17 protein-coding genes are annotated in these 18,401 nt (G+C 69.3%); 6 read left to right on the top strand and 11 right to left on the bottom strand.

Annotated elements, in window-relative coordinates:
* Positions 1-157 precede the first annotated feature (157 nt).
* From NE358_RS11265 to NE358_RS11250, 4 genes are read right to left on the bottom strand one after another with little or no spacing between them, the layout of a single operon-like run.
* Complete coding sequence (locus NE358_RS11265; protein WP_289938550.1) at positions 158-2,113, bottom strand: glycogen debranching N-terminal domain-containing protein; 1,956 nt, start codon at positions 2,111-2,113, stop codon at positions 158-160.
* Positions 2,110-3,024 carry a carbohydrate ABC transporter permease gene (locus NE358_RS11260; RefSeq protein WP_103206296.1) on the bottom strand — a complete coding sequence of 305 codons (915 nt, stop codon included), beginning with the start codon at positions 3,022-3,024 and terminating at the stop codon, positions 2,110-2,112. Before NE358_RS11260 ends, NE358_RS11265 begins: the two co-directional genes overlap by 4 nt.
* A complete protein-coding gene (locus tag NE358_RS11255; RefSeq protein WP_289938548.1) occupies positions 3,021-4,127 on the bottom strand; it encodes a carbohydrate ABC transporter permease in 1,107 nt (368 codons plus the stop codon). The genes NE358_RS11260 and NE358_RS11255 overlap by 4 nt, the downstream gene beginning before the upstream one ends.
* Before the next feature lie 2 nt (positions 4,128-4,129).
* Positions 4,130-5,380 (bottom strand): sugar ABC transporter substrate-binding protein, encoded by a 1,251-nt coding sequence (locus NE358_RS11250; protein ID WP_103206298.1) that lies wholly within the window; start codon positions 5,378-5,380, stop codon positions 4,130-4,132.
* A 205-nt stretch (positions 5,381-5,585) separates the two neighbouring features.
* Between NE358_RS11250 and NE358_RS11245 the strand changes: the two genes are divergently transcribed.
* A complete protein-coding gene (locus NE358_RS11245) occupies positions 5,586-6,584 on the top strand; it encodes a LacI family DNA-binding transcriptional regulator (protein ID WP_103206299.1) in 999 nt (332 codons plus the stop codon).
* Positions 6,585-6,621: 37 nt separating this feature from the next.
* Here the strand turns inward: NE358_RS11245 and NE358_RS11240 are convergent, their stop codons facing one another.
* A complete protein-coding gene (locus tag NE358_RS11240; protein WP_103206300.1) occupies positions 6,622-7,395 on the bottom strand; it encodes an IclR family transcriptional regulator in 774 nt (257 codons plus the stop codon).
* 61 nt (positions 7,396-7,456) lie between these two features.
* Between NE358_RS11240 and hutH the strand changes: the two genes are divergently transcribed.
* Positions 7,457-9,031, top strand: coding sequence for a histidine ammonia-lyase (hutH, locus tag NE358_RS11235; protein WP_116238990.1), 1,575 nt, complete (start codon positions 7,457-7,459; stop codon positions 9,029-9,031).
* On the opposite strand, the gene NE358_RS11230 is transcribed toward hutH, so the two are convergent.
* From NE358_RS11230 to NE358_RS11210, 5 genes are all read right to left on the bottom strand, one after another.
* Positions 9,021-9,485: a SixA phosphatase family protein gene (locus tag NE358_RS11230; RefSeq protein ID WP_116238989.1), complete on the bottom strand. Its 465-nt coding sequence runs from the start codon at positions 9,483-9,485 to the stop codon at positions 9,021-9,023. The genes hutH and NE358_RS11230 overlap by 11 nt on opposite strands.
* A 244-nt stretch (positions 9,486-9,729) precedes the next feature.
* Positions 9,730-10,080, bottom strand: coding sequence for a gamma-glutamylcyclotransferase family protein (locus NE358_RS11225; RefSeq protein ID WP_289938533.1), 351 nt, complete (start codon positions 10,078-10,080; stop codon positions 9,730-9,732).
* A 77-nt stretch (positions 10,081-10,157) separates the two neighbouring features.
* A complete protein-coding gene (locus tag NE358_RS11220; protein ID WP_116238986.1) occupies positions 10,158-11,432 on the bottom strand; it encodes a DUF445 domain-containing protein in 1,275 nt (424 codons plus the stop codon).
* Complete coding sequence (locus NE358_RS11215; protein ID WP_289938529.1) at positions 11,432-12,592, bottom strand: acyl-CoA dehydrogenase family protein; 1,161 nt, start codon at positions 12,590-12,592, stop codon at positions 11,432-11,434. The genes NE358_RS11220 and NE358_RS11215 overlap by 1 nt, the downstream gene beginning before the upstream one ends.
* A gap of 73 nt (positions 12,593-12,665) precedes the next feature.
* Positions 12,666-13,418 carry an alpha/beta fold hydrolase gene (locus NE358_RS11210; protein ID WP_141375991.1) on the bottom strand — a complete coding sequence of 251 codons (753 nt, stop codon included), beginning with the start codon at positions 13,416-13,418 and terminating at the stop codon, positions 12,666-12,668.
* Positions 13,419-13,490: 72 nt separating this feature from the next.
* On the opposite strand from NE358_RS11210, the gene NE358_RS11205 reads away from it, so the two are divergent.
* Positions 13,491-13,895: a pilus assembly protein CpaE gene (locus NE358_RS11205; protein ID WP_103206306.1), complete on the top strand. Its 405-nt coding sequence runs from the start codon at positions 13,491-13,493 to the stop codon at positions 13,893-13,895.
* Positions 13,896-13,946: 51 nt separating this feature from the next.
* On the opposite strand, the gene NE358_RS11200 is transcribed toward NE358_RS11205, so the two are convergent.
* Positions 13,947-15,152: an MFS transporter gene (locus NE358_RS11200; RefSeq protein WP_103206307.1), complete on the bottom strand. Its 1,206-nt coding sequence runs from the start codon at positions 15,150-15,152 to the stop codon at positions 13,947-13,949.
* A gap of 386 nt (positions 15,153-15,538) precedes the next feature.
* Between NE358_RS11200 and nrdH the strand changes: the two genes are divergently transcribed.
* The 3 genes from nrdH to nrdE are packed head-to-tail and all read left to right on the top strand — an operon-like array spanning position 15,539 to position 18,379.
* Positions 15,539-15,772 (top strand): glutaredoxin-like protein NrdH, encoded by a 234-nt coding sequence (nrdH, locus tag NE358_RS11195; RefSeq protein ID WP_055838040.1) that lies wholly within the window; start codon positions 15,539-15,541, stop codon positions 15,770-15,772.
* Positions 15,773-15,800: 28 nt separating this feature from the next.
* Positions 15,801-16,241, top strand: a complete 441-nt coding sequence (gene nrdI, locus NE358_RS11190; protein ID WP_103206464.1) for a class Ib ribonucleoside-diphosphate reductase assembly flavoprotein NrdI — start codon at positions 15,801-15,803, stop codon at positions 16,239-16,241.
* Positions 16,223-18,379: a class 1b ribonucleoside-diphosphate reductase subunit alpha gene (nrdE, locus tag NE358_RS11185; RefSeq protein ID WP_289938508.1), complete on the top strand. Its 2,157-nt coding sequence runs from the start codon at positions 16,223-16,225 to the stop codon at positions 18,377-18,379. Before nrdI ends, nrdE begins: the two co-directional genes overlap by 19 nt.
* Positions 18,380-18,401: the final 22 nt, after the last annotated feature.

The following is an 18,401-nucleotide window of genomic DNA, read 5'->3' as shown; positions in this document are numbered from 1 at the left end:
CGGGGCCATTTCTGGTGCCCCGGCGCGGGGGAGGGCCGGGCGGGGGAGGCCGCGGTGTGGACCCAAAGCCACGGGGGATGCCCCGGGGCCACTTCTGGCGCCCCACCGCGGAGGGGGCGCCGGGCGGTGGCGCTCGGGCCACCACCGCCCGGCGGGCTCACTCCCCGGGGGCGGGCGCGAGCGCGGTCAGGCACACCACCGCGGCGGCTGCCGACCACGCCTGGGGCCGGCACGCGGCCGGGTAGGGCGTCGGCACGGACGAGTGTGACCGCGGATCGCCGGCGTGCAGTTCGGGAACGCGGTACCCGAAGCCCTCGGCGGCATCCAGCAGCCCCTCCACCACCGCCCGCGCCGACTCGACGAGTCCCGCGCGCAGCATGCCGTGCGCCGCGATCGCGGTGTCGTGCACCCAGACACTGCCCCCGTGGTAGGACAGGGGCCAATACCCCGCGGCGTCCGTCGACAATGTGCGGATGCCGAAACCGCTCGACATGGTCTCACCGAGCAGCAGCGAGGCGACGTGCACCTCTTCGTCGGAGGAGAGGATGCCGGTGCCGAGAAGATGCCCGATGTTGCTGGTGAGGGAGTCGACGGGGCGCTTGTCGCGGTCGAGCGCGATCGCCGGGTACCGCCCCTCGGGCGTCTCGACCCAGTACGTCGAGGCGAAATGCGTCTTGAGATCGGCAGCCCAGACGCGCCAGAACGAGATGTCGTCGGCATCGGTGGTGTCTCCGAAACGCTCGAGCAGGTCGGCGCCGGCGAGAGCGGCCTCATAGGCGTAGGCCTGCACCTCGCACAGGGCGATCGGTCCTTCGGCGAGGCTGCCGTCGCGCCATTGGACCGAGTCGCCGGAGTCTTTCCACCCCTGATTCGACAGGCCCGTGCCGAGCCGGTCGATGTAGTCGAGGAAGCCGTCGCCGTCGCTGTCGCCGTAGTCGCGGATCCAGCCGAGCGCCCGGCGGAGCGCGGGCAGCAGCTCGCGCACCTCGCCGTCGGGCATGCCGGCACGGTGGGCATCGGCCAGCAGACAGATCCACAGCGGAGTGGAGTCGACGCTGCCGTAGTACTTCGGGGGCAGCACGATGCCCTCACCCGGCATCTCGAGCGCGGAAGCACGCAGTTCGTGCAGGATCTTGCCGGGCTCCTGCGCCGTCTGTGCGTCGTCATCAGTCCCCTGCAGGCGCGCGAGCACGCGGAGGGTGGATGCCGCGATCTCACGGTCCACCGGCAGGGTGAGGCGCGCGGCCCAGATGGAGTCGCGTCCGAACAGGGTGAAGAACCACGGTGCCCCGGCGGCGAAGAATTCATCGAGCGGGTGGTCGGGAAGCGCCAGACGCAGGGCGTCCAGATCGTCGAGGGCCGTCCGCAGCCACCGGGACAGGCGCGCGTCGGGAGCTCCGGCGGCGACGCCCGCGGCATCCCACCGGGCGGGCGCGGTGGCGGAGTCCACAACGAGGGTGTCATCGCGCAGCCTGAGCGACCAGCCGATCTCGACCTCGCCGAACGCGGGCACCTCGACGCTCCAGACGGCGACCACGCCGTCGACGCCGGATGCCACCCGGGCCCCGGGAGCGATCAGTTCGAGCCCCAGAGCGCCGGCGTTGACGCGCGCGCCACCACCGTCGACCGTCACGTCGGTGCTGCGAGCGAGCGCGTGACCGGACTTCACCTCGTGCAACTGCGCGAACTCGGGCTCGACCCGCAGACGCAATGCGGCGCGAACGGGCCGGTCGAGACGCGAGCGCAGGGTCCACGACTCGCTGACGACGCCGTCGGCAACCCGCCGATCGCGCAGAAGCCGCACCTTGGGGTCGGGGGTCGTGTCGTCGATCCCGCGTAGGAGCCCGCCGAAGACCACGCGCGACGCTCCGTCGGGAGCGGTCGAGATCCACTCGATCGTGGAATCGTCGCACGACACGGTCAGTGCCCGGACGTGCCGCACGTCGCCGTGGTAGACCCCGTGCACGGCAGCGGAGCCGATGTCGCCCGTGGTGTCGGACCAGACCTGGGTCGGGGCGCGCAGCACGATCAGGGCGTCGTTCAGCAGCGGTTGCAGAGCAGCCGGGGCGACGGCGGTTGCGGCGGGCGGGGTGGTCGTGGGGGCGGTGGTCATTCTTTGACGGCTCCTTCGCTGGCGTTCATGATGCGGCGCTGGAAGATGAAGAACACCACGGCGACGGGAATCGTCATGATGGCCGCGGCCGCGAGTTTGAGGGGGAATTGGCTGCCCTGGCTGAGCTGCCCGCTGGCCAGAGAGGCCACGCCCTTGGTCAGGGTGGTCAGCTCGGGGGACTGGGTGGAGATGACGAAGTGGCTCAGCTCGTTCCACGATCCCTGGAACGACAGGATGACGATCGTGATGAGCGCGGGTCGAGCCATCGGAAGGACGACCGACCAGAAGATGCGAAAGGTCCCCGCCCCGTCGATGCGCGCTTGCTCCTCGACGGACGGTGGGATCGACTCGAAGAAGTTCTTCATGATGAAGACGCCCGCGGCATCAACGAGCAGCGGGAGGATCATGCCGGCGTAGGAGTCGTAGATGCCGAGCTGGTTGATCACGAGGAACTTCGGGATGAGCAGCACGACGGTAGGAACAGCCATGACCGCGATGAGTCCGGCGAAGACGAGACCGCGCCCCCGAAACTGCAGCCGCGCGAGCGCGTATCCGGCGAGCGAATTGAAGAACACGCGCCCCGCGGTGACGAAGACGGTGACCACGACGGAATTGCCGAACCATACAGGGAAGTCGGAGTTGAGGAACAACCGCTCGTACGCCGCCCAGGTGAAAGGCTGCGGCGCGAGCGAGATCGGGTCGGCCGCCGCCGAGGCATCCGTCTTGAACGACGTCGCCACCTGTACGAGGAAGGGGTAGATGTAGATGACGGCGAGCACGACCAGAAGGGCGTAGAGGCCGATCTGCCAGCCGAGGGCTTTGCGCGACATGCGGTGCTTCGTCGGCTTCTCGGGTCCGCCGAGGCGCTGTTCGGCAAGGACCGTGGTCTGTGGGGATGCGGTCGCGGTCATCGTCGGGCTGCTTTCGTGTGCACGTCGTATTGGCGGAGGCGCCGCTTCGACACGGGACGATCGCGCAGCACGAACCGCTGCAGGATCGTCAGCGCCACGATGATCACGAACAGCACGAAAGCGATCGCCGCGCCCTGGCCCCACTGCTGCGACAGGAACGCCGAGGAGTAGCTGAGGTAGGCGGGGGTGAGTGTCGTCTTGCCCGGGCCGCCCTGGGTGCCCGTGTAGATCTGGTCGAACACCTGCCAGGTGCCGATGAGGCCGAGGGTCAGCACCGTGAACAGCACGGGCTTGAGCTGCGGAAGGGTGACGCGCCAGAACCGCTGCCAGCCGTTCGCGCCGTCCATCATGGCGGCCTCCTGCACATCGGCACCGATGTTCTGCAGGCCCGCGATGAACAACAGCATGAACGTGCCCGAGGTGGTGAAGACCGCCATGAGGATGAACGCCGACATCGCGACAGACGGACCGGCGAGCCAGTCCCACCACGAGACGCCGAGCAGCGTATTGCCGGTCAGAAACGCGGGGCCGCTGGTCACCCCCACGGCGCCGAGCAGGTTGTGCACGACGCCCGAGGGATCACTGAACCAGTTCGGTCCATTGATGCCGAGCCACGACAGTACTTCGTTGACGGCTCCGGATGCCGAGAAGAGGAAGAGCCACAGCATGGTGATGGCCACCGAGCTCGTGACCGAGGGGAAGTAGAAGGCCGTGCGGAAGAGCCCCCGGCCGCGGAGGATCGCGCGGTTGACCAGCACCGCGAGAAACAGTGACAGCGCCGTCTGAAGGGGGACGACCAGCAGCACGTACCAGGCGTTGTTGCGCAGCGCCGTGCCGAAGTCGCGCTCGGCGAGACCGCCGCCTGTGGTGACGGCGGCGTAGTTGTCGAGACCGACGAAGCCGACGTTGGGCGAGAAGGGGCTGCCGCGCCCGGTCCAGTCAGAGAAGCTCACCCACAGCGCCATGAGCACGGGGACGAGCAGGAACACGCCCAGGATGATCAGCACGGGGGCGGTGAACAGCCAGCCGGCGGCGGCCTCGCCGCGCCGGATTCCCGGGGAGGAGGCTCCGGCGCGACGCGGCGCTGAGGTGAGAGCACTCATGGCTACTTCGTGATGGCCTCGAGGTTGGATTGCGCCGTCTGCAGCAGCGCCTGCGGGTCACCCGTCTTCAGCGACTCCAGCTGGGCGTTGAAGTCGGTGATGACGTCGGCGGCGCCGGCCATGTTCGGCGGGAACTGCGCGTTCTCGGCACCGGAGAGGAACGCCGTGAGATCGGGGTTCGCCGCGCTCCACGCGTCGGCGGCCGACTGGATCGAGGGCATCGGGCCGAAGGCTTTCGAGAACGCCAGCTGCTGGTCGGTGGAGGTCAAGTACTCGACGAGCGAGCGCGCCTGATCCTGGTTGCCGCTGTCGGCGGCCATGCCCCAGCAGTTGGTGAACTGCAGCGTGCCCTTGCCACCGGGACCCGCGGGCAGTTCGGCGACCTGGTACTTCACGCCCGGGTAATCGGCCGACATGGCGCCGGTGATCCAGTTGCCTTCGATGACCATCGCGGCCTTCTGGGTGCCGAACGCCTCGCCGCCCCACCCGGCGCCCACGTCGGACGCGAACGCGAACGTGCCGTCATTCAGGTGCGTCTTGACGTAATTCAGCGCCTCGACGTTCGCGGAGCTGTCCGCCGTGGCCTTGCCGTCGGTGACGAGTCCGCCGCCGGCCTCGGCCATGAAGGCTCCGATGCGCTGGTACTCGGCGCCGAACGCCAGGCCCACGCGGCCGTCGGTGGTGAGCTTCTGGGCGACGGATGCCAACTGGTCCCAGGTCGTGGGGACATCGGCATCCGTCAGCCCTGCCGCCGACCAGAGGTCGGTGTTGATGATGAGGGCCAGGGTCGAGAAATCCTTGGGTGCGCAGTAGAACTTCCCGTCGACGGTGAAGTTGTCGACGAGCGATGGATAGAAATCGTCCTTGTTCGCCAGGTCGTCGCCGTAGGCGGCGATCGAGCCGTTTGCGGCGTAGCCGGCGAGGGCCTCGGGGGCGAGGTAGAAGAGGTCGGGCGGAGACCCGGCCGCGAAGCCCTGAGAGAGTTGCTGGGGGAGGTCGTTGGCGGTCTGGACCTCGGCCTGCACGCCCGACTGCTCGCTCCAGGCGGCGACGGCGTCGGTGACGGCCTTTGTCTCGGCGTCGCCCGACGAGCCGATGAGGAGCCTGAGCGTGCCGCCGCCGGAGGCCTGACCTTCGCCGGGGGTGTCGTTGAAGCCCGACCCGCAGGCCGTCAGGGCCAGGGCGCCGGTGGTCAGCAGTGCGCCGGCTCCGAGCCAGGTTCGCGCCCGGCGGTTGGGGGTGTGCCGTGTCATTGTCTCTCTCCTTCGATGAGGCATGCGACCCCTCCGCAGGTGCTCGGAGGGCCATCTTTTGAACGTTCAAATGACGGTTTGACAACGGTAAAGAACGGCGGGCCTGGCTGTCAAGAGGGTGCCCGGCGTCCTAGGCTGACGATCTGGCCGGACTCGTGGCGGCCCGGTCGGATCTCTCCGGAGCGGACTGAGGGGGAGGGCAGACATGGCGAAGGCGCCCACCGTCGACGACGTCGCGCGTGTCGCGGGGGTCTCCCGGCAGACCGTCTCGAACGTCGTCAACACGCCGGATATCGTCCGCGAAGCGACGCGCCTGAGGGTCGAGGCGGCGATCACCGAGCTCGGCTATCGGCCGCACGCCGCCGCCCGTCGGCTTCGCACGCGACGCAGCTCGACCATCGGCATCCATCTCGATCCCTACGCCGGTGGTATCTCAGGCGTCGTCCTGGACCGCTTCGTGCACGCCCTCACCGAACGTGCGGGAGAACGTGACATGCGCGTCTTGCTCTACGCCGCGCGCACGCCCGAAGAAGAGATCGCCCGCCTCGGCGACCTTCTCGAGGGGGGAGAGGTGGATGCCGTGGTGGTGACCGGAACCTTCCACGGCGACCCCCGCACCGGCTGGCTCGTGGACCGCGGGCTGCCGTTCGTCTCGTTCGGTCGCCCGTGGGGCGAGAACGACGTCGAGGCGCCCGCGCATCTGTGGGTCGATGTCGACGGGGCCGCGGGAACTCGCGCGGCGACGATACACCTGCAGGAGCGGGGCGTACCGCGCATCGCGTTCCTCGGGTGGCCCTCCGGCTCGGGCACGGGTGACGATCGTGAGCGCGGCTGGCGCGAGAGCTCAGCTTCGGGGCCGCGATGGGTCGTCGAAGAGAACGTCGCCGCCGCGCGCGACGTGGTCACAGCGGGCCTGGCGGCCGACCCCGGCGTGCGCGGCATCGTCTGCGCGAGTGATTCGCTCGCGATCGGCGCGCATCTCGCCGTGACCTTGGCTGGTCGCCCCGATGTCGCCGTGATCGGTTTCGACAACACCCCCGCCGTCGAAGCGCTCGGGCTCTCGAGCGTGGAGCAGTTGCCCGAGAGGGTGGCATCCGGCGCCCTCGATCTGCTCATGGGCGAGAACGGCACGGTCGTCGCGCCGCGCGCCGCGACGGCCGGGGCCGCCCACGTGCTCGTGGAGCCGCGGCTGGTGGTGCGCTGAGGCGCCACGGTCCTGCCCGGTACTGAGCGGCGCGCGACTAGGCGGGGTGGCCGATGCGTCGGGCGAGCTCGGCGGCAGTCGCGGATGCCGCGGACGCCAGTGCTTTCGCATCACGCTCGGCCCCGTCGGCGGGCCACGTGATCGCCACGGCCGCGGCGGGCCACCCGGCGTGATCGAGCACCGCGGCGGCGACGGAGCGGAATCCGGGGGTGATCTCGCCGTCCTCGCTCGCGTGACCCGCTGCCCGAACCTCGCGGAGCAGCTCGCGCAGGTCACGCGGCGTGGCGGGGCCCGCGTCGTGGCGCAGCGTGAGGGCGGTGGCATCCGGGAACAGTGCCCGAACCTGCTCGCGGGGGAGCGCGGCGAGCATGGCCCGGCCCGTCGCGGTGAGATGCGCGGGGAGGCGGACGCCCACATCGGTCACGAGCGCGGGGCGGCGCGGGGCGCGTTCCTCGACGATGTAGAGCACGTCTCGCCCGGCCAGCACGGCGAGGTGTGCCGATTCGCCGACGCGGTCCGACAGCCCCGCGAGCAGCGGCCGACCGAGGCGGGCGAGCGGCTGTTGCCGGGCGTAACCGCCGCCGAGCTCGAAAGCCGCCGTCCCCAGGCCCCAGCGCCGGTCGCCCGGAAGGTGCACGACGTAGCCGTGCTGCTCGAGAGTCGCGAGCAGGTGGTAGGTGCTGGAACGGGGGATCCCGAGCGCGGTCGCCATCGACTGCGCGGCCATCGGCCCCGGTTGCCGCGCGAGCAGCGAGAGGATCCGCAACGTCTGGTCGGCGGCGGGGACTTGAGGGCGGGGTTTGTCTGGCATGACAGACACAGGATGCCAGATCCCCCGCATTCCGTATCGCCCGAGGCGATGGAATCGGCGTATGAACGCACGCGTCACCGTCGGAGCCAGCCCCCTCACCCCGCGCGAGGTCGTCGACGTCGCCCGCCACGATGCCCGGGTCGGCGTGGACGCCGACGCTCTGCAGCGGGTGGCCGACACACGGGCGCTCATCGAGGGGCTCGCCGACGACCCGCAGCCGCACTACGGCATCTCGACGGGCTTCGGCGCCCTCGCGACGACCTTCATCGCCGAGGACCGCCGGGCGCAGCTGCAGGCGAGCCTCATCCGCTCGCACGCCGCCGGAACCGGCGCCGAGGTCGAGCGCGAGGTGATCCGCGCCCTCATGCTGCTGCGCTTGCAGACCCTCGCCACCGGGCGCACCGGCGTCCGCCCCGTCGTCGTCGAGACCTACGCCGCCCTGCTGAATGCGGGGATCACCCCCGTCGTGCGCGAGTACGGCTCGCTCGGCTGCTCGGGCGATCTGGCTCCGCTGTCGCACGTCGCCCTGGCCGTCATGGGTGAGGGCGAGGTGCGCGATGCGTCCGGGGAGCTTCGGGCAGCCGCCGACGCGCTCGCTGCGGCGCACATCGCCCCCGTCGCCCTGCGCGAGAAAGAGGGCCTCGCCCTCATCAACGGCACCGACGGCATGCTCGGCATGCTGCTGCTCGCGCTTCACGACCTCGAGATGCTGTTGACGACGGCCGACGTCTCGGCCGCGATCTCGATCGAATCGCAGCTGGGGACGGATGCCGTGTTCGCCGCCGACCTCATGGCGTTGCGTCCGCAGCTCGGCCAGGCCGACTCGGCGGCGAACCTGCGCGCGTTCCTCGCCGATTCGCCGATCGTCGCGAGTCACCGCGGCCCCGAGTGCACGCGCGTGCAAGACGCCTACTCCCTGCGGTGCGCCCCGCAGGTGCACGGCGCCGCGCGCGACACGATGACGCACGCCGTCCTGATCGCCGAACGCGAGCTGGCCTCCGCCGTCGACAATCCCGTCGTCACGGTCGACGGACGCGTCGAGTCCAACGGCAACTTCCACGGCGCCCCCGTCGCCTACGTGCTCGACTTCCTGGCGATCGCAGTGGCCGACGTCGCCTCGATGTCGGAGCGGCGCACCGACCGCGCTCTCGACGTCTCGCGCAGTAACGGTCTTCCCCCTTTTCTCGCCGACGAGGTCGGGGTCGATTCGGGCCTGATGATCGCGCAGTACGCCGCGGCCGGCATCGTGTCGGAGCTCAAGCGCCTCGCCGCCCCCGCCTCCGTCGACTCGATCCCGTCGAGCGCCATGCAGGAGGACCACGTCTCGATGGGCTGGGCCGGGGCCCGCAAGCTGCGCCGCGCCATCGACGGGCTCGCTCGGGTGCTGGCGATCGAAGTGCTGACCGGATGCCGGGCCCTCGATCTTCGCGCTCCGCTTCAGCCGGCGGCGGCCACCGGAGCCGTCCGTGCTCTCGTCCGGGAGCACGTGCGGGGCCCTGGCCCCGACCGCTTCGTCTCGCCCGAGATCGAGGCCGTGACCGATCTGGTCGCCTCGGGAGCGGTCGCCGATGCCGCGCGGGCCGCCGCCTCTCGCGGGCAGAGTCGTCGGGTGCCCTCGGACGGACCTACGGGGTGAGCAGCTCGAACTCGTCGGGAGGGGTGGCGTCGACGTCGTCCCACGTGCCGTCGTGCCACGTGAAGATGGCCACGGCGCACGTCACCATCCGTTCGTCGCGATCGGCGAGCCGCGACACGAGCGCGCTCATTCCGGGATCGTGGGCCACGACCATCACCTCGTCCACGCCGGCGCCACGCGCGGCGGCGAGGATGCGTGCGGGCTCGGCCAGGTAGAGCTCCGCCTGCTCGGTAATCGGGGCCTCGAACGCGCGGGCGAAAGCATCAGCCGTCTGGCGGGCGCGACGCGCCGTGCTGGAGAGGATCACCTCGGGTCGAACGCCTTTTCTCACGACGGTCCGGGCCATCGCCGGGGCGTCGCGGACGCCGCGGGTGTTGAGCGGGCGGTCGTGATCGTCGAGGCCGTCTTCGGTCCAGTCCGATTTCGCGTGCCGCGCGAGGATGAGTTGAATCATCGTCTTTTCGCCAATCCTGCCGGGGGCTGGGGAACGCACTGCGCGGCCGGTCGCGCTGTGCGAGCTGCGGGGGTGCCCGCGGCGGTATGTGCCTCGATGAGGTCGGCGTTCGCGACGCTCGGGACCGGAGCACACCGGCGCACGGGCGCGCTCGAGTCCCGGGCGACCAGTCCGTCGATGCCCGTCGGGCGGTATCCGGGGGTGACCGAGAGGTAGGACGCCTCGACGGCGAGGGAGAGGGCGCTCATGTGGCCACGTACACCCAGGCGCGGATGCCGCTGACGAGAACGACCGAGGCGCGGCGGTAAAGCGACACCTCGTACTCGTCGGCGGCGTCGAGTTCATCGGGCGTCAGGCGCAGCACGCGACCGAACACGCGGTCGCGAGGGTCGTCCGTGCGGCGGAGGATCGGGTGCCGGTCGAGACCCGAGAGCGCGGCGACGTGTGCGTCGGAGATATCGGTCCAGTCGAGCCGGTACCCCGCGAGGGCGTCGTCGTCGCCGTCGACGCGGTGGCCGAAGGTGTCGAGCTGCACGTCGGGCAGCTGAAGCGTCCCGTACGTGAAGAGGGACTCCGTGCCCGAACCGTCGCTCACGCGCACAACGCTACTCACGTGCCGGCCGCGCGGGGCGGCGAGATGTGCGACGTTTCGGCCAGGTCTTGCGTGAACCGTCATGATCCCCACACGAGGTGCGCGACGGTGAAGATGACCAGGCCCGCCAGGGCACCGACGATCGTTCCGTTCAGGCGGATGTACTGCAGGTCGCGGCCGACCATGAGTTCGATCTTCTCGGTGGTCTCTTCGGCGTCCCAGCGCTCGACGGTGTCGGTGATGATCGAGGCGATGTCATGGCGGTAGCGTCCGACGACGAAGACCGCCGCGTCGGTGACCCATCCGTCGACGCGCTTCTGCAGGGCTTCATCGCGTTGCAGACGGCCGCCGACCTCGGCGAGGGCCGCGGCGGCGCGGCGACGCAGAGCGCTCTCGGGGTCTGCGAGCGACCGCAGCAGTCCGGCCTTGGCAGTGTTCCAGGCGTCGGCCGCCAACTGGCGTACGCGCGGACTGTCGAACACCGCGGCCTTGGCTTCTTCGAGGCGGACCATCGTCGCGGGGTCGTGCTGCAGGCTGTCGGCGAGGCGACCGAGGTACCCGTCGATCGCCCCCCGCGCCTGGTGGTTCGGATCGGTCCGAACGGCGTCGACGAATTGCACGGCCTCGCGGTAGACGGTGTCGTCGACGAGACGGGCCGCCATGCCGGGAACCCACGACGGAAGTCGTCGTGAGACGAGTCCCTGGAACGTGTCGCGGTTGTTCCCGAGCCAGACCGCGATGTTGTCGAGGGCCAGATCGACGGCGCCGTGATGGGCGCCCGAGCCGACGACGCGTTCGAGCCAGCCGCCGATGGAAGGACCCCAGTCGGGGGAGAGCAGGTGCTCGCGGGCCAGGTCTTCGATCAGGCCCTGCACGTCGTCGTCGCTGAGCGCGGTGAGGATGCTCGTAGCGAGCGTCGCCCCCTCGGCCGCGACGCGATCGGCGTGTGTGGGATCGGCGAGCCAGGCCCCGGCACGAGCCGACAGGGGGGTCGACTCGAGCTTGGTCCGCACGACATCGCCCTCGAGGAAGTTCGTCTCGACGAACTCGCCCAACTGCCGCCCGATCTCGTCTTTCCGGCGCGGGATGATCGCCGTGTGCGGGATCGGCAGCCCGAGCGGGTGCCGGAAGAGCGCGGTGACCGCGAACCAGTCGGCGAGGGCGCCGACCATTCCGCCCTCGGCCGCGGCGCGGACGTACTGCAACCACTCGACCTCGCGCTGGAGCGAGAACGAGACGGCGAAGACGATGGCCATCGCGATGAGCGCGCCGAGCGCCACACCCTTCATCACGCGCAGGGCGCGGCGACGCTCCTGATCGGCCGGGCTCAGCGCCCGGGTGGGTGTGCGCGGCATCAGTCGGTCACCGGGCCGAGCCACGCCGCCGCGGCGGTCGCGTGTGCGGACTCGGAATCGGAGGGGTGGAACATGCCGGCGAGCACGTCGCGGTACAGGCGGCTGAGTTCGTTGCGCGAGAAGTACGCCGAACCGCCGCCGACGAGGATCGCGTCGTCGACGACCGCCTTCGCCATCGCGACGGCACGGTACTTCACGCCGGAGAGCAGCGTGAACCACCGACCACCGTGATCGGTCAGGGTGTCCACGTCGGAGGCGAGCTCGGCCAGCTGCGGCGGGAGCGCGTCGTACGCGAGTGCCATCTCGGCGATGCGCCACCGGATGTCGGGGTCGTTGGCGTACGTCGTGCCCGTCTTCTTCGACCGTCGCGAGGTCGCGGCCTCGACGGCCAGGTCCAGTGCACGCCTCGCGATGCCGGTGTAGACCGACGCGAGCAGGATCTCGAAGACCGCGAAGATCCCGAACACGAGGGGGTCGGGCTGCGGGCCCGGGTCGAGGCGACGCACGACTCGGTCGGCGGGCGCGTGGGCCCCTCGGAGTTCGGTCGTGTGACTCTGCGTGCCGCGCATGCCCAGGGTGTCCCAGTCGTCACGGGTCACGATCTCGTCGCTGCGGTCGAGGAACGCGAACACCATCTTCGGACCGTCGGGCGAGGTCTCGTCGAGCCCGTGCACACCGAGGTGGTTCCACACGGGGGAGAGGGAGGTGAAGATCTTCGTCCCCGTGAACGTGTAGCCGCCCTCGCCATCGGGGCGCGCCTCGGTGTCGCTGCCGAACAGCACGAGATCGTTGCCGGCCTCGCTGATGCCGAAGGCGAACACCTCGCCCGCCGCGGCGCCGCGCTGAACGAACGCGAGATCGTCGATGCCGCGATCGAGCAGCACTTTGGCGACTCCCGTCCACACCAGGTGCATGTTGACGGCCAGGGCCGTGGCCGGGGCCGCACCCGCGAGACGCTGCTGCAGGAGCGACGCTTCGGCGAGGCTCAGGCCCGCCCCACCGAGCTCGGCCGGCACCAGGATGCCGAGATACCCGGTCGCCCGGAGCTCGTCGAGGTCGTCGCGCGGGAAGGTGTTCTCGCGGTCGTGCACGACGGCGCGCTCGCGGATGCGTGCGAGCAGGTCGTCGGGAAGGTACCGAGCCGGGTCGAACGAGGTCATGGCATCCATTCTGCTGGGCACCGCCGACATTGCGCGCCGGGCTGGCACCGCGCCGGAAATGGCGTATGCGAGCTCAGCGGAGGGCGTGGAGCACCGCCGCGACCGCCGTCTCGGGGCGGTCCCGATGAGGGGAGTGCCCGGCGCCCTCGACGACGCTCATCGTGACGACCGGATTGCGCAGGACCTCGGCCGCGAGCGCGCCCGTGAAGATCGAGTGCACGGCCGGGTCGGCGCCCACCACGTGCGTGGGCACGGTGAGAGCAGCCGCGGCGGAGCGCACGTCCCACACGGCGTTCTGCAGACTCGTCTGCTCGACCGCCCAGCGGCTCGCCCGCTGCGTTGCCCGTGCCTTCAACTCGACGTCGATCGGATGCCAGTCGGGGTGCGCCGCGCGCACGGCGTCGATGCTCGGGTCGGCGAACGACTGCTCCTGGCTCACGCGTACGACCTCGCGATCGTGCTCCGACAGGGCGATGGCCGGGTCGATGAGCACGAGCCGGCGGGTCCAGTCGGGACGCTGAGCCGAGGCGAGGGTCGACGACGCACCGCCGAGCGAGTGCCCGACGACAGCGTCCCACGCACCGCCTCGCGCGGGCACCGTGCCCGCCAGATCGGCCGCGTAGGACGACAGGCGGTAGTCGAGGGTGCGCGGGGCGTCACCGTGGCCGCGGAGGTCCACCGCGACCGCGTGCCACCCGGCATCGGCCAGCGCCACGCCGTAACGCCACATGAGCGCACCGTCGGATCCGAGTCCGTGGGCGAGGAGCGCCTGTGGTCCGTGCGGGTCGCCCCACGACAGTCGGGGGAGGGTCACGGGTGTCGACATGGCATCCATCTTGCTCCGTCGACGTGCCCGACCGGCGACCGGCCGTCACAGAACGCCCCCAGAATGGATGCCATGATCTCGACCGAGTTGGCCCAGGCCCTGCGCGAGGCGGGATTGGTGTGGCATCCGCGCTCCGGTGACCGCTTCCAGCTCGACGAACCGGAGTTCGAGGCCGATGTCTTCACCGTGAGCGACATGACGGTGGAGCCGCGCGATTACCCCACCGGTAGGATCCTCGCGTTCAACGGCACGACGGAGTGGGCGCTCGACTCCGTCGCCACCGAAGACGCTCTCTGGCTGCCCTCGGAATCCCAGCTGCGCGAGATGCTGCGCTCGACCTTCCGCTCTCTGCGTCGTCTCTCCGACACCTACGAGGTCGAGATCTCGATCGGCGGCTCGACGCTGGTGTTCGACCACCCGGCTCCGGCTGATGCGTACGCGCTCGCGGTGCTCGAGCTGCTGCGGCGCACTCACTGACCCGCGGGTCGAGCGGTTCGGATCCGGGATGCCGAGCACCCCGGCATCCGCTCAGGTGATGGTGTGGACCGGCTCGGTGTCGGGGATGGGGCTCGCATCACGGTGCCGGAGATCGGGGAAGCCGCGCACGAACACCGCGGCGACGACGAAGCCGGCCACCGCGAAGCCCGCGGCGGCGACGTACGCACCGGTCGGGCCGACGCCGTCGACCAGGAACCCCGCGACCGCCGAGCCCGCGGCGGCGCCGATGAGCTGACCGGTGCCGATCCAGCCGTAGGCCTCGGCCGTCTCGCTGAAGCGGACGCTCGCCGAGGTCATCGCGAACATCACCGCCAGGGCCGGAGCGATGCCGGCTCCGGCGACGAGGAGGGTCGCTCCGATCCACCACGCATTGAGCGAGAGGACGGTCAGCGAGAGACCCAGGGCCACGATCGCGAAGCGGCGCGCCATGGCCCAGGGGCCGATGGGGATGTGGCCGAACGACAGCCCGCCGGCGAGGCTGCCGACGGCGAAGACGGCGAGGATGAGGCCGGCCTCGAGCCCGCCGTGATCGAAGGTGGCCACGACGCCCGCTTCGACGGCGGAGCAGGCGCCGATGAGGAGGAACCCGGTCGCGGTGGCGAGGATGACCGGCGGCTTGGCGAGCACCCGGCCGAGACCGCGGCGGCTGCGCGGGATGCGCACGCGGCCGACCTCGGGGCTGAGGATGAACCACGCCCCGCCGCCGAGCAGGATGATCACGACGAGGAGCAGACCCGGGACGGTACCGACCTGCGTCGCCACCAGGGTGATGAGCACGGGTGCGAGCACCCAGATGATCTCTTGAAGGGATGCGTCGAGCGAGTAGAGCGGGGTGAGCCGCTTCGCGTTGACCATCTTGGGGTAGATGGTGCGCACGGCCGACTGCACCGGGGGAGTGGAGAGACCCGCGATGAGACCGAGCGCCATGTAGAGGGGAAGCGGCATCTCGATGAGCGCGAGGGTCGTGATCGCGGCCGCGCACACGAGGAGCGTGACGGTGAGGACCCGGCGCATGCCCCAGATGCCCATCCAGCGGCTCGTGACCGGGCCCGCGACGGCCTGGCCGATGCTCGTGGCGGCCAGCACCAGACCCGCGGCTCCGTAGGAACCGGTGACGTGCTCGATGTGCAGGAGGACCGCGAGGCTGGTCATGCCGTTGGGGAAGCGCGCCGTCAACTGCGCGGCGATGATGCGCCCCACGCCTGGGGTTCGGAGGAGTTCGCGGTAGCCGGCCACCGGATAACGCTACAGCCGACCTCCGACACGCGCCGAGGCGTCCTCGTGCGGGACCGACGCGACACGCCGCGACACGCCCTCGGGCGAATTCGCTCGTCTGTGCAATGTCGGACCCCCCGTCTACCGTCCGACCTGTGGACAGACATCGACCGGTCCCGCCAAATCCGCGGAATCGCGCCCGTCGACAAGGTTCCGGGAGGGGTGCGATCTGTGGATGAAATCGTGGACAACCTGTGTTGTACATGGGGAGAGACGGTGGAAAATCACATCGCTGTAACTACTACCCCTTGTGGTGCCTTCCGATGTCCGTCCCCATATGTAGTATTGAGGTCCCGGCTGGCCCTGCCCGGCCGGACACGGATTTTCCAGGGGAGAGAGAGAACGACATGGCGATCACGGTCTACACCAAGCCGTCCTGCGTCCAGTGCACGGCGACCTACCGCGCACTCGACTCGAAGGGCATCGAGTACAACGTGCTCGACCTGTCCGAAGACCCGTCGGCGCTCGAGCAGGTCAAGTCGCTCGGGTACCTGCAGGCACCCGTCGTCATCACCGACGAGGACCACTGGTCGGGATTCCGTCCCGACAAGATCGACGAGCTCGCTTCGCGCCTCGCCTGATCCGGCGACAGGCTCTCAGACCTTCGTCATGAGCACTGTCTTGTCGGCGACCGAGGCTCCGCTGCTGGTCTACTTCTCGAGCGTGTCGGGCAACACCGCGCGTTTCATCGAGAAGCTCGGCAAGCGGGCCGTGCGTATTCCGCTCCGGCCGACCGATCCGCCCCTCCAGGTCGACGAACCCTTCGTGCTGGTCACCCCCACTTACGGTGGGGGTGCCGGCCGGGGCGTCGAGAAGGGCGCGGTCCCCAAGCAGGTCATCCGATTCCTCAACGAGGAGCGGAACCGACGCAACATCCGCGGTGTCATCGCCGCGGGAAACACGAACTTCGGCGACGCCTTCTGCCTCGCCGGCGACATCATCGCGCGCAAATGCGGGGTGCCGCACCTGTACCGGCTGGAAGTTTTCGGCACCCCCGACGATGTCGAGCGGGTCAACGAGGGATTGGAACGATGGTGGAAGTTGAGCTGACCGACGTGGACTTCAAGACCGAGGCGCGATTCGAGGGATTGGATTACCACGCCCTCAACGCGATGCTGAATCTGTACGACGCCGGCGGCAAGATCCAGTTCGACGCCGACAAGCGTGCCGCGCGGGAGTACTTCCTGCAGCACGTGAACCAGAACACGGTGTTCTTCCACTCGCTCAAGGAGCGTCTCGACTACCTCGTCGAGAAGGAGTACTACGAGCCGACCGTGCTCGAGAAGTACTCGATGGACTTCATCCAGGAGCTGAACGACCGCGCGTACGGGGCGAAGTTCCGCTTCGAGACCTTCCTCGGCGCCTTCAAGTACTACACGAGCTACACCCTCAAGACCTTCGACGGAAAGCGCTATCTGGAGCGCTTCGAGGACCGCGTCGTCATGACCGCCCTCGCGCTCGCCGACGGCGACCCCCGCCTGGCCGTGCAGCTGGTCGACGAGATCATCTCGGGCCGCTTCCAGCCCGCCACCCCCACCTTCCTCAACGCGGGCAAGGCGCAGCGCGGCGAGCTCGTGTCGTGCTTCCTGCTCCGCATCGAAGACAACATGGAGTCGATCGCCCGCGGCATCAACTCCGCTCTGCAGCTGTCCAAGCGCGGCGGCGGCGTCGCCCTGCTGCTGTCGAACATCCGCGAGGCGGGGGCTCCGATCAAGCAGATCGAGAACCAGTCGTCGGGCATCATCCCGGTGATGAAGCTTCTCGAAGACAGCTTCAGCTACGCCAACCAGCTCGGCGCGCGTCAGGGCGCCGGCGCGGTGTACCTCAACGCCCACCACCCCGACATCCTGCGCTTCCTCGACACCAAGCGCGAGAACGCCGACGAGAAGATCCGCATCAAGACGCTGTCGCTGGGTGTCGTCATCCCCGACATCACGTTCGAGCTCGCCAAGAACGGCGAGGACATGTACCTCTTCTCGCCGTACGACGTCGAGAAGGTCTACGGCAAGCCGTTCGGCGACATCTCGGTCACCGAGAAGTACCGCGAGATGGTCGACGACCCCCGCATCAAGAAGACGAAGATCAACGCGCGCGAGTTCTTCCAGACCCTCGCCGAGATCCAGTTCGAGTCGGGCTACCCGTACATCATGTTCGAGGACACGGTGAACAAGGCCAATCCGATCGCCGGACGCATCAACATGTCGAACCTGTGCTCGGAGATCCTGCAGGTCAACACGCCGACCACGTACAACGAGGACCTCTCGTACGACACCATCGGCAAGGACATCTCCTGCAACCTCGGCTCGATGAACATCGCCCTCGCGATGGACGGCGGCGACCTCGGCCTCACGGTCGAGACCGCGATCCGTGCCCTCACTGCCGTGAGCGTGCAGAGCCACATCGCCTCGGTGCGTTCCATCGAAGACGGCAACGACCGTTCGCACGCCATCGGCCTCGGCCAGATGAACCTGCACGGCTACCTCGCTCGCGAGCACGTCTACTACGGCTCCGAAGAGGGCATCGACTTCACGAACATCTACTTCTACACGGTGCTGTTCCACGCGCTGCGTGCCTCGAACCGCCTCGCGATCGAGCGCGGCACCGCCTTCGACGGCTTCGAGAACTCCACCTACGCGTCGGGTGAGTTCTTCGACAGGTACACCGAGCAGGTGTGGGCGCCCGAGACGGCGAAGGCCAAGGAGCTGTTCGCGAACGTCCAGATCCCCACGCAGGACGACTGGCGCGAGCTCAAGGCGTCGGTGCAGGCGCACGGCATCTACAACCAGAACCTGCAGGCCGTGCCCCCGACCGGTTCGATCTCGTACATCAACAACTCCACGAGCTCGATCCACCCGATCGCCTCGAAGATCGAGATCCGCAAGGAAGGCAAGCTCGGTCGCGTCTACTACCCGGCTCCGTTCATGACGAACGAGAACCTGGAGTACTACCAGGACGCGTACGAGATCGGCTACGAGAAGGTCATCGACACGTACGCCGCCGCGACGCAGCACGTCGACCAGGGCCTGTCGCTGACGCTGTTCTTCAAGGACACCGTCACCACCCGCGACATCAACAAGGCGCAGATCTACGCGTGGCGCAAGGGCATCAAGACCATCTACTACATCCGTCTGCGTCAGCTGGCGCTCGAGGGCACCGACATGACCGAGTGCGTCTCGTGCATGCTCTGAGCCACTGACCTCTCATCGATCA

It is taken from the genome of Sphingomonas sp. G5 (assembly GCF_052660795.1).
The sequence above is the reverse complement of the archived record's forward strand: the minus strand, read 5'-3'. Positions and strand labels throughout refer to the sequence as shown.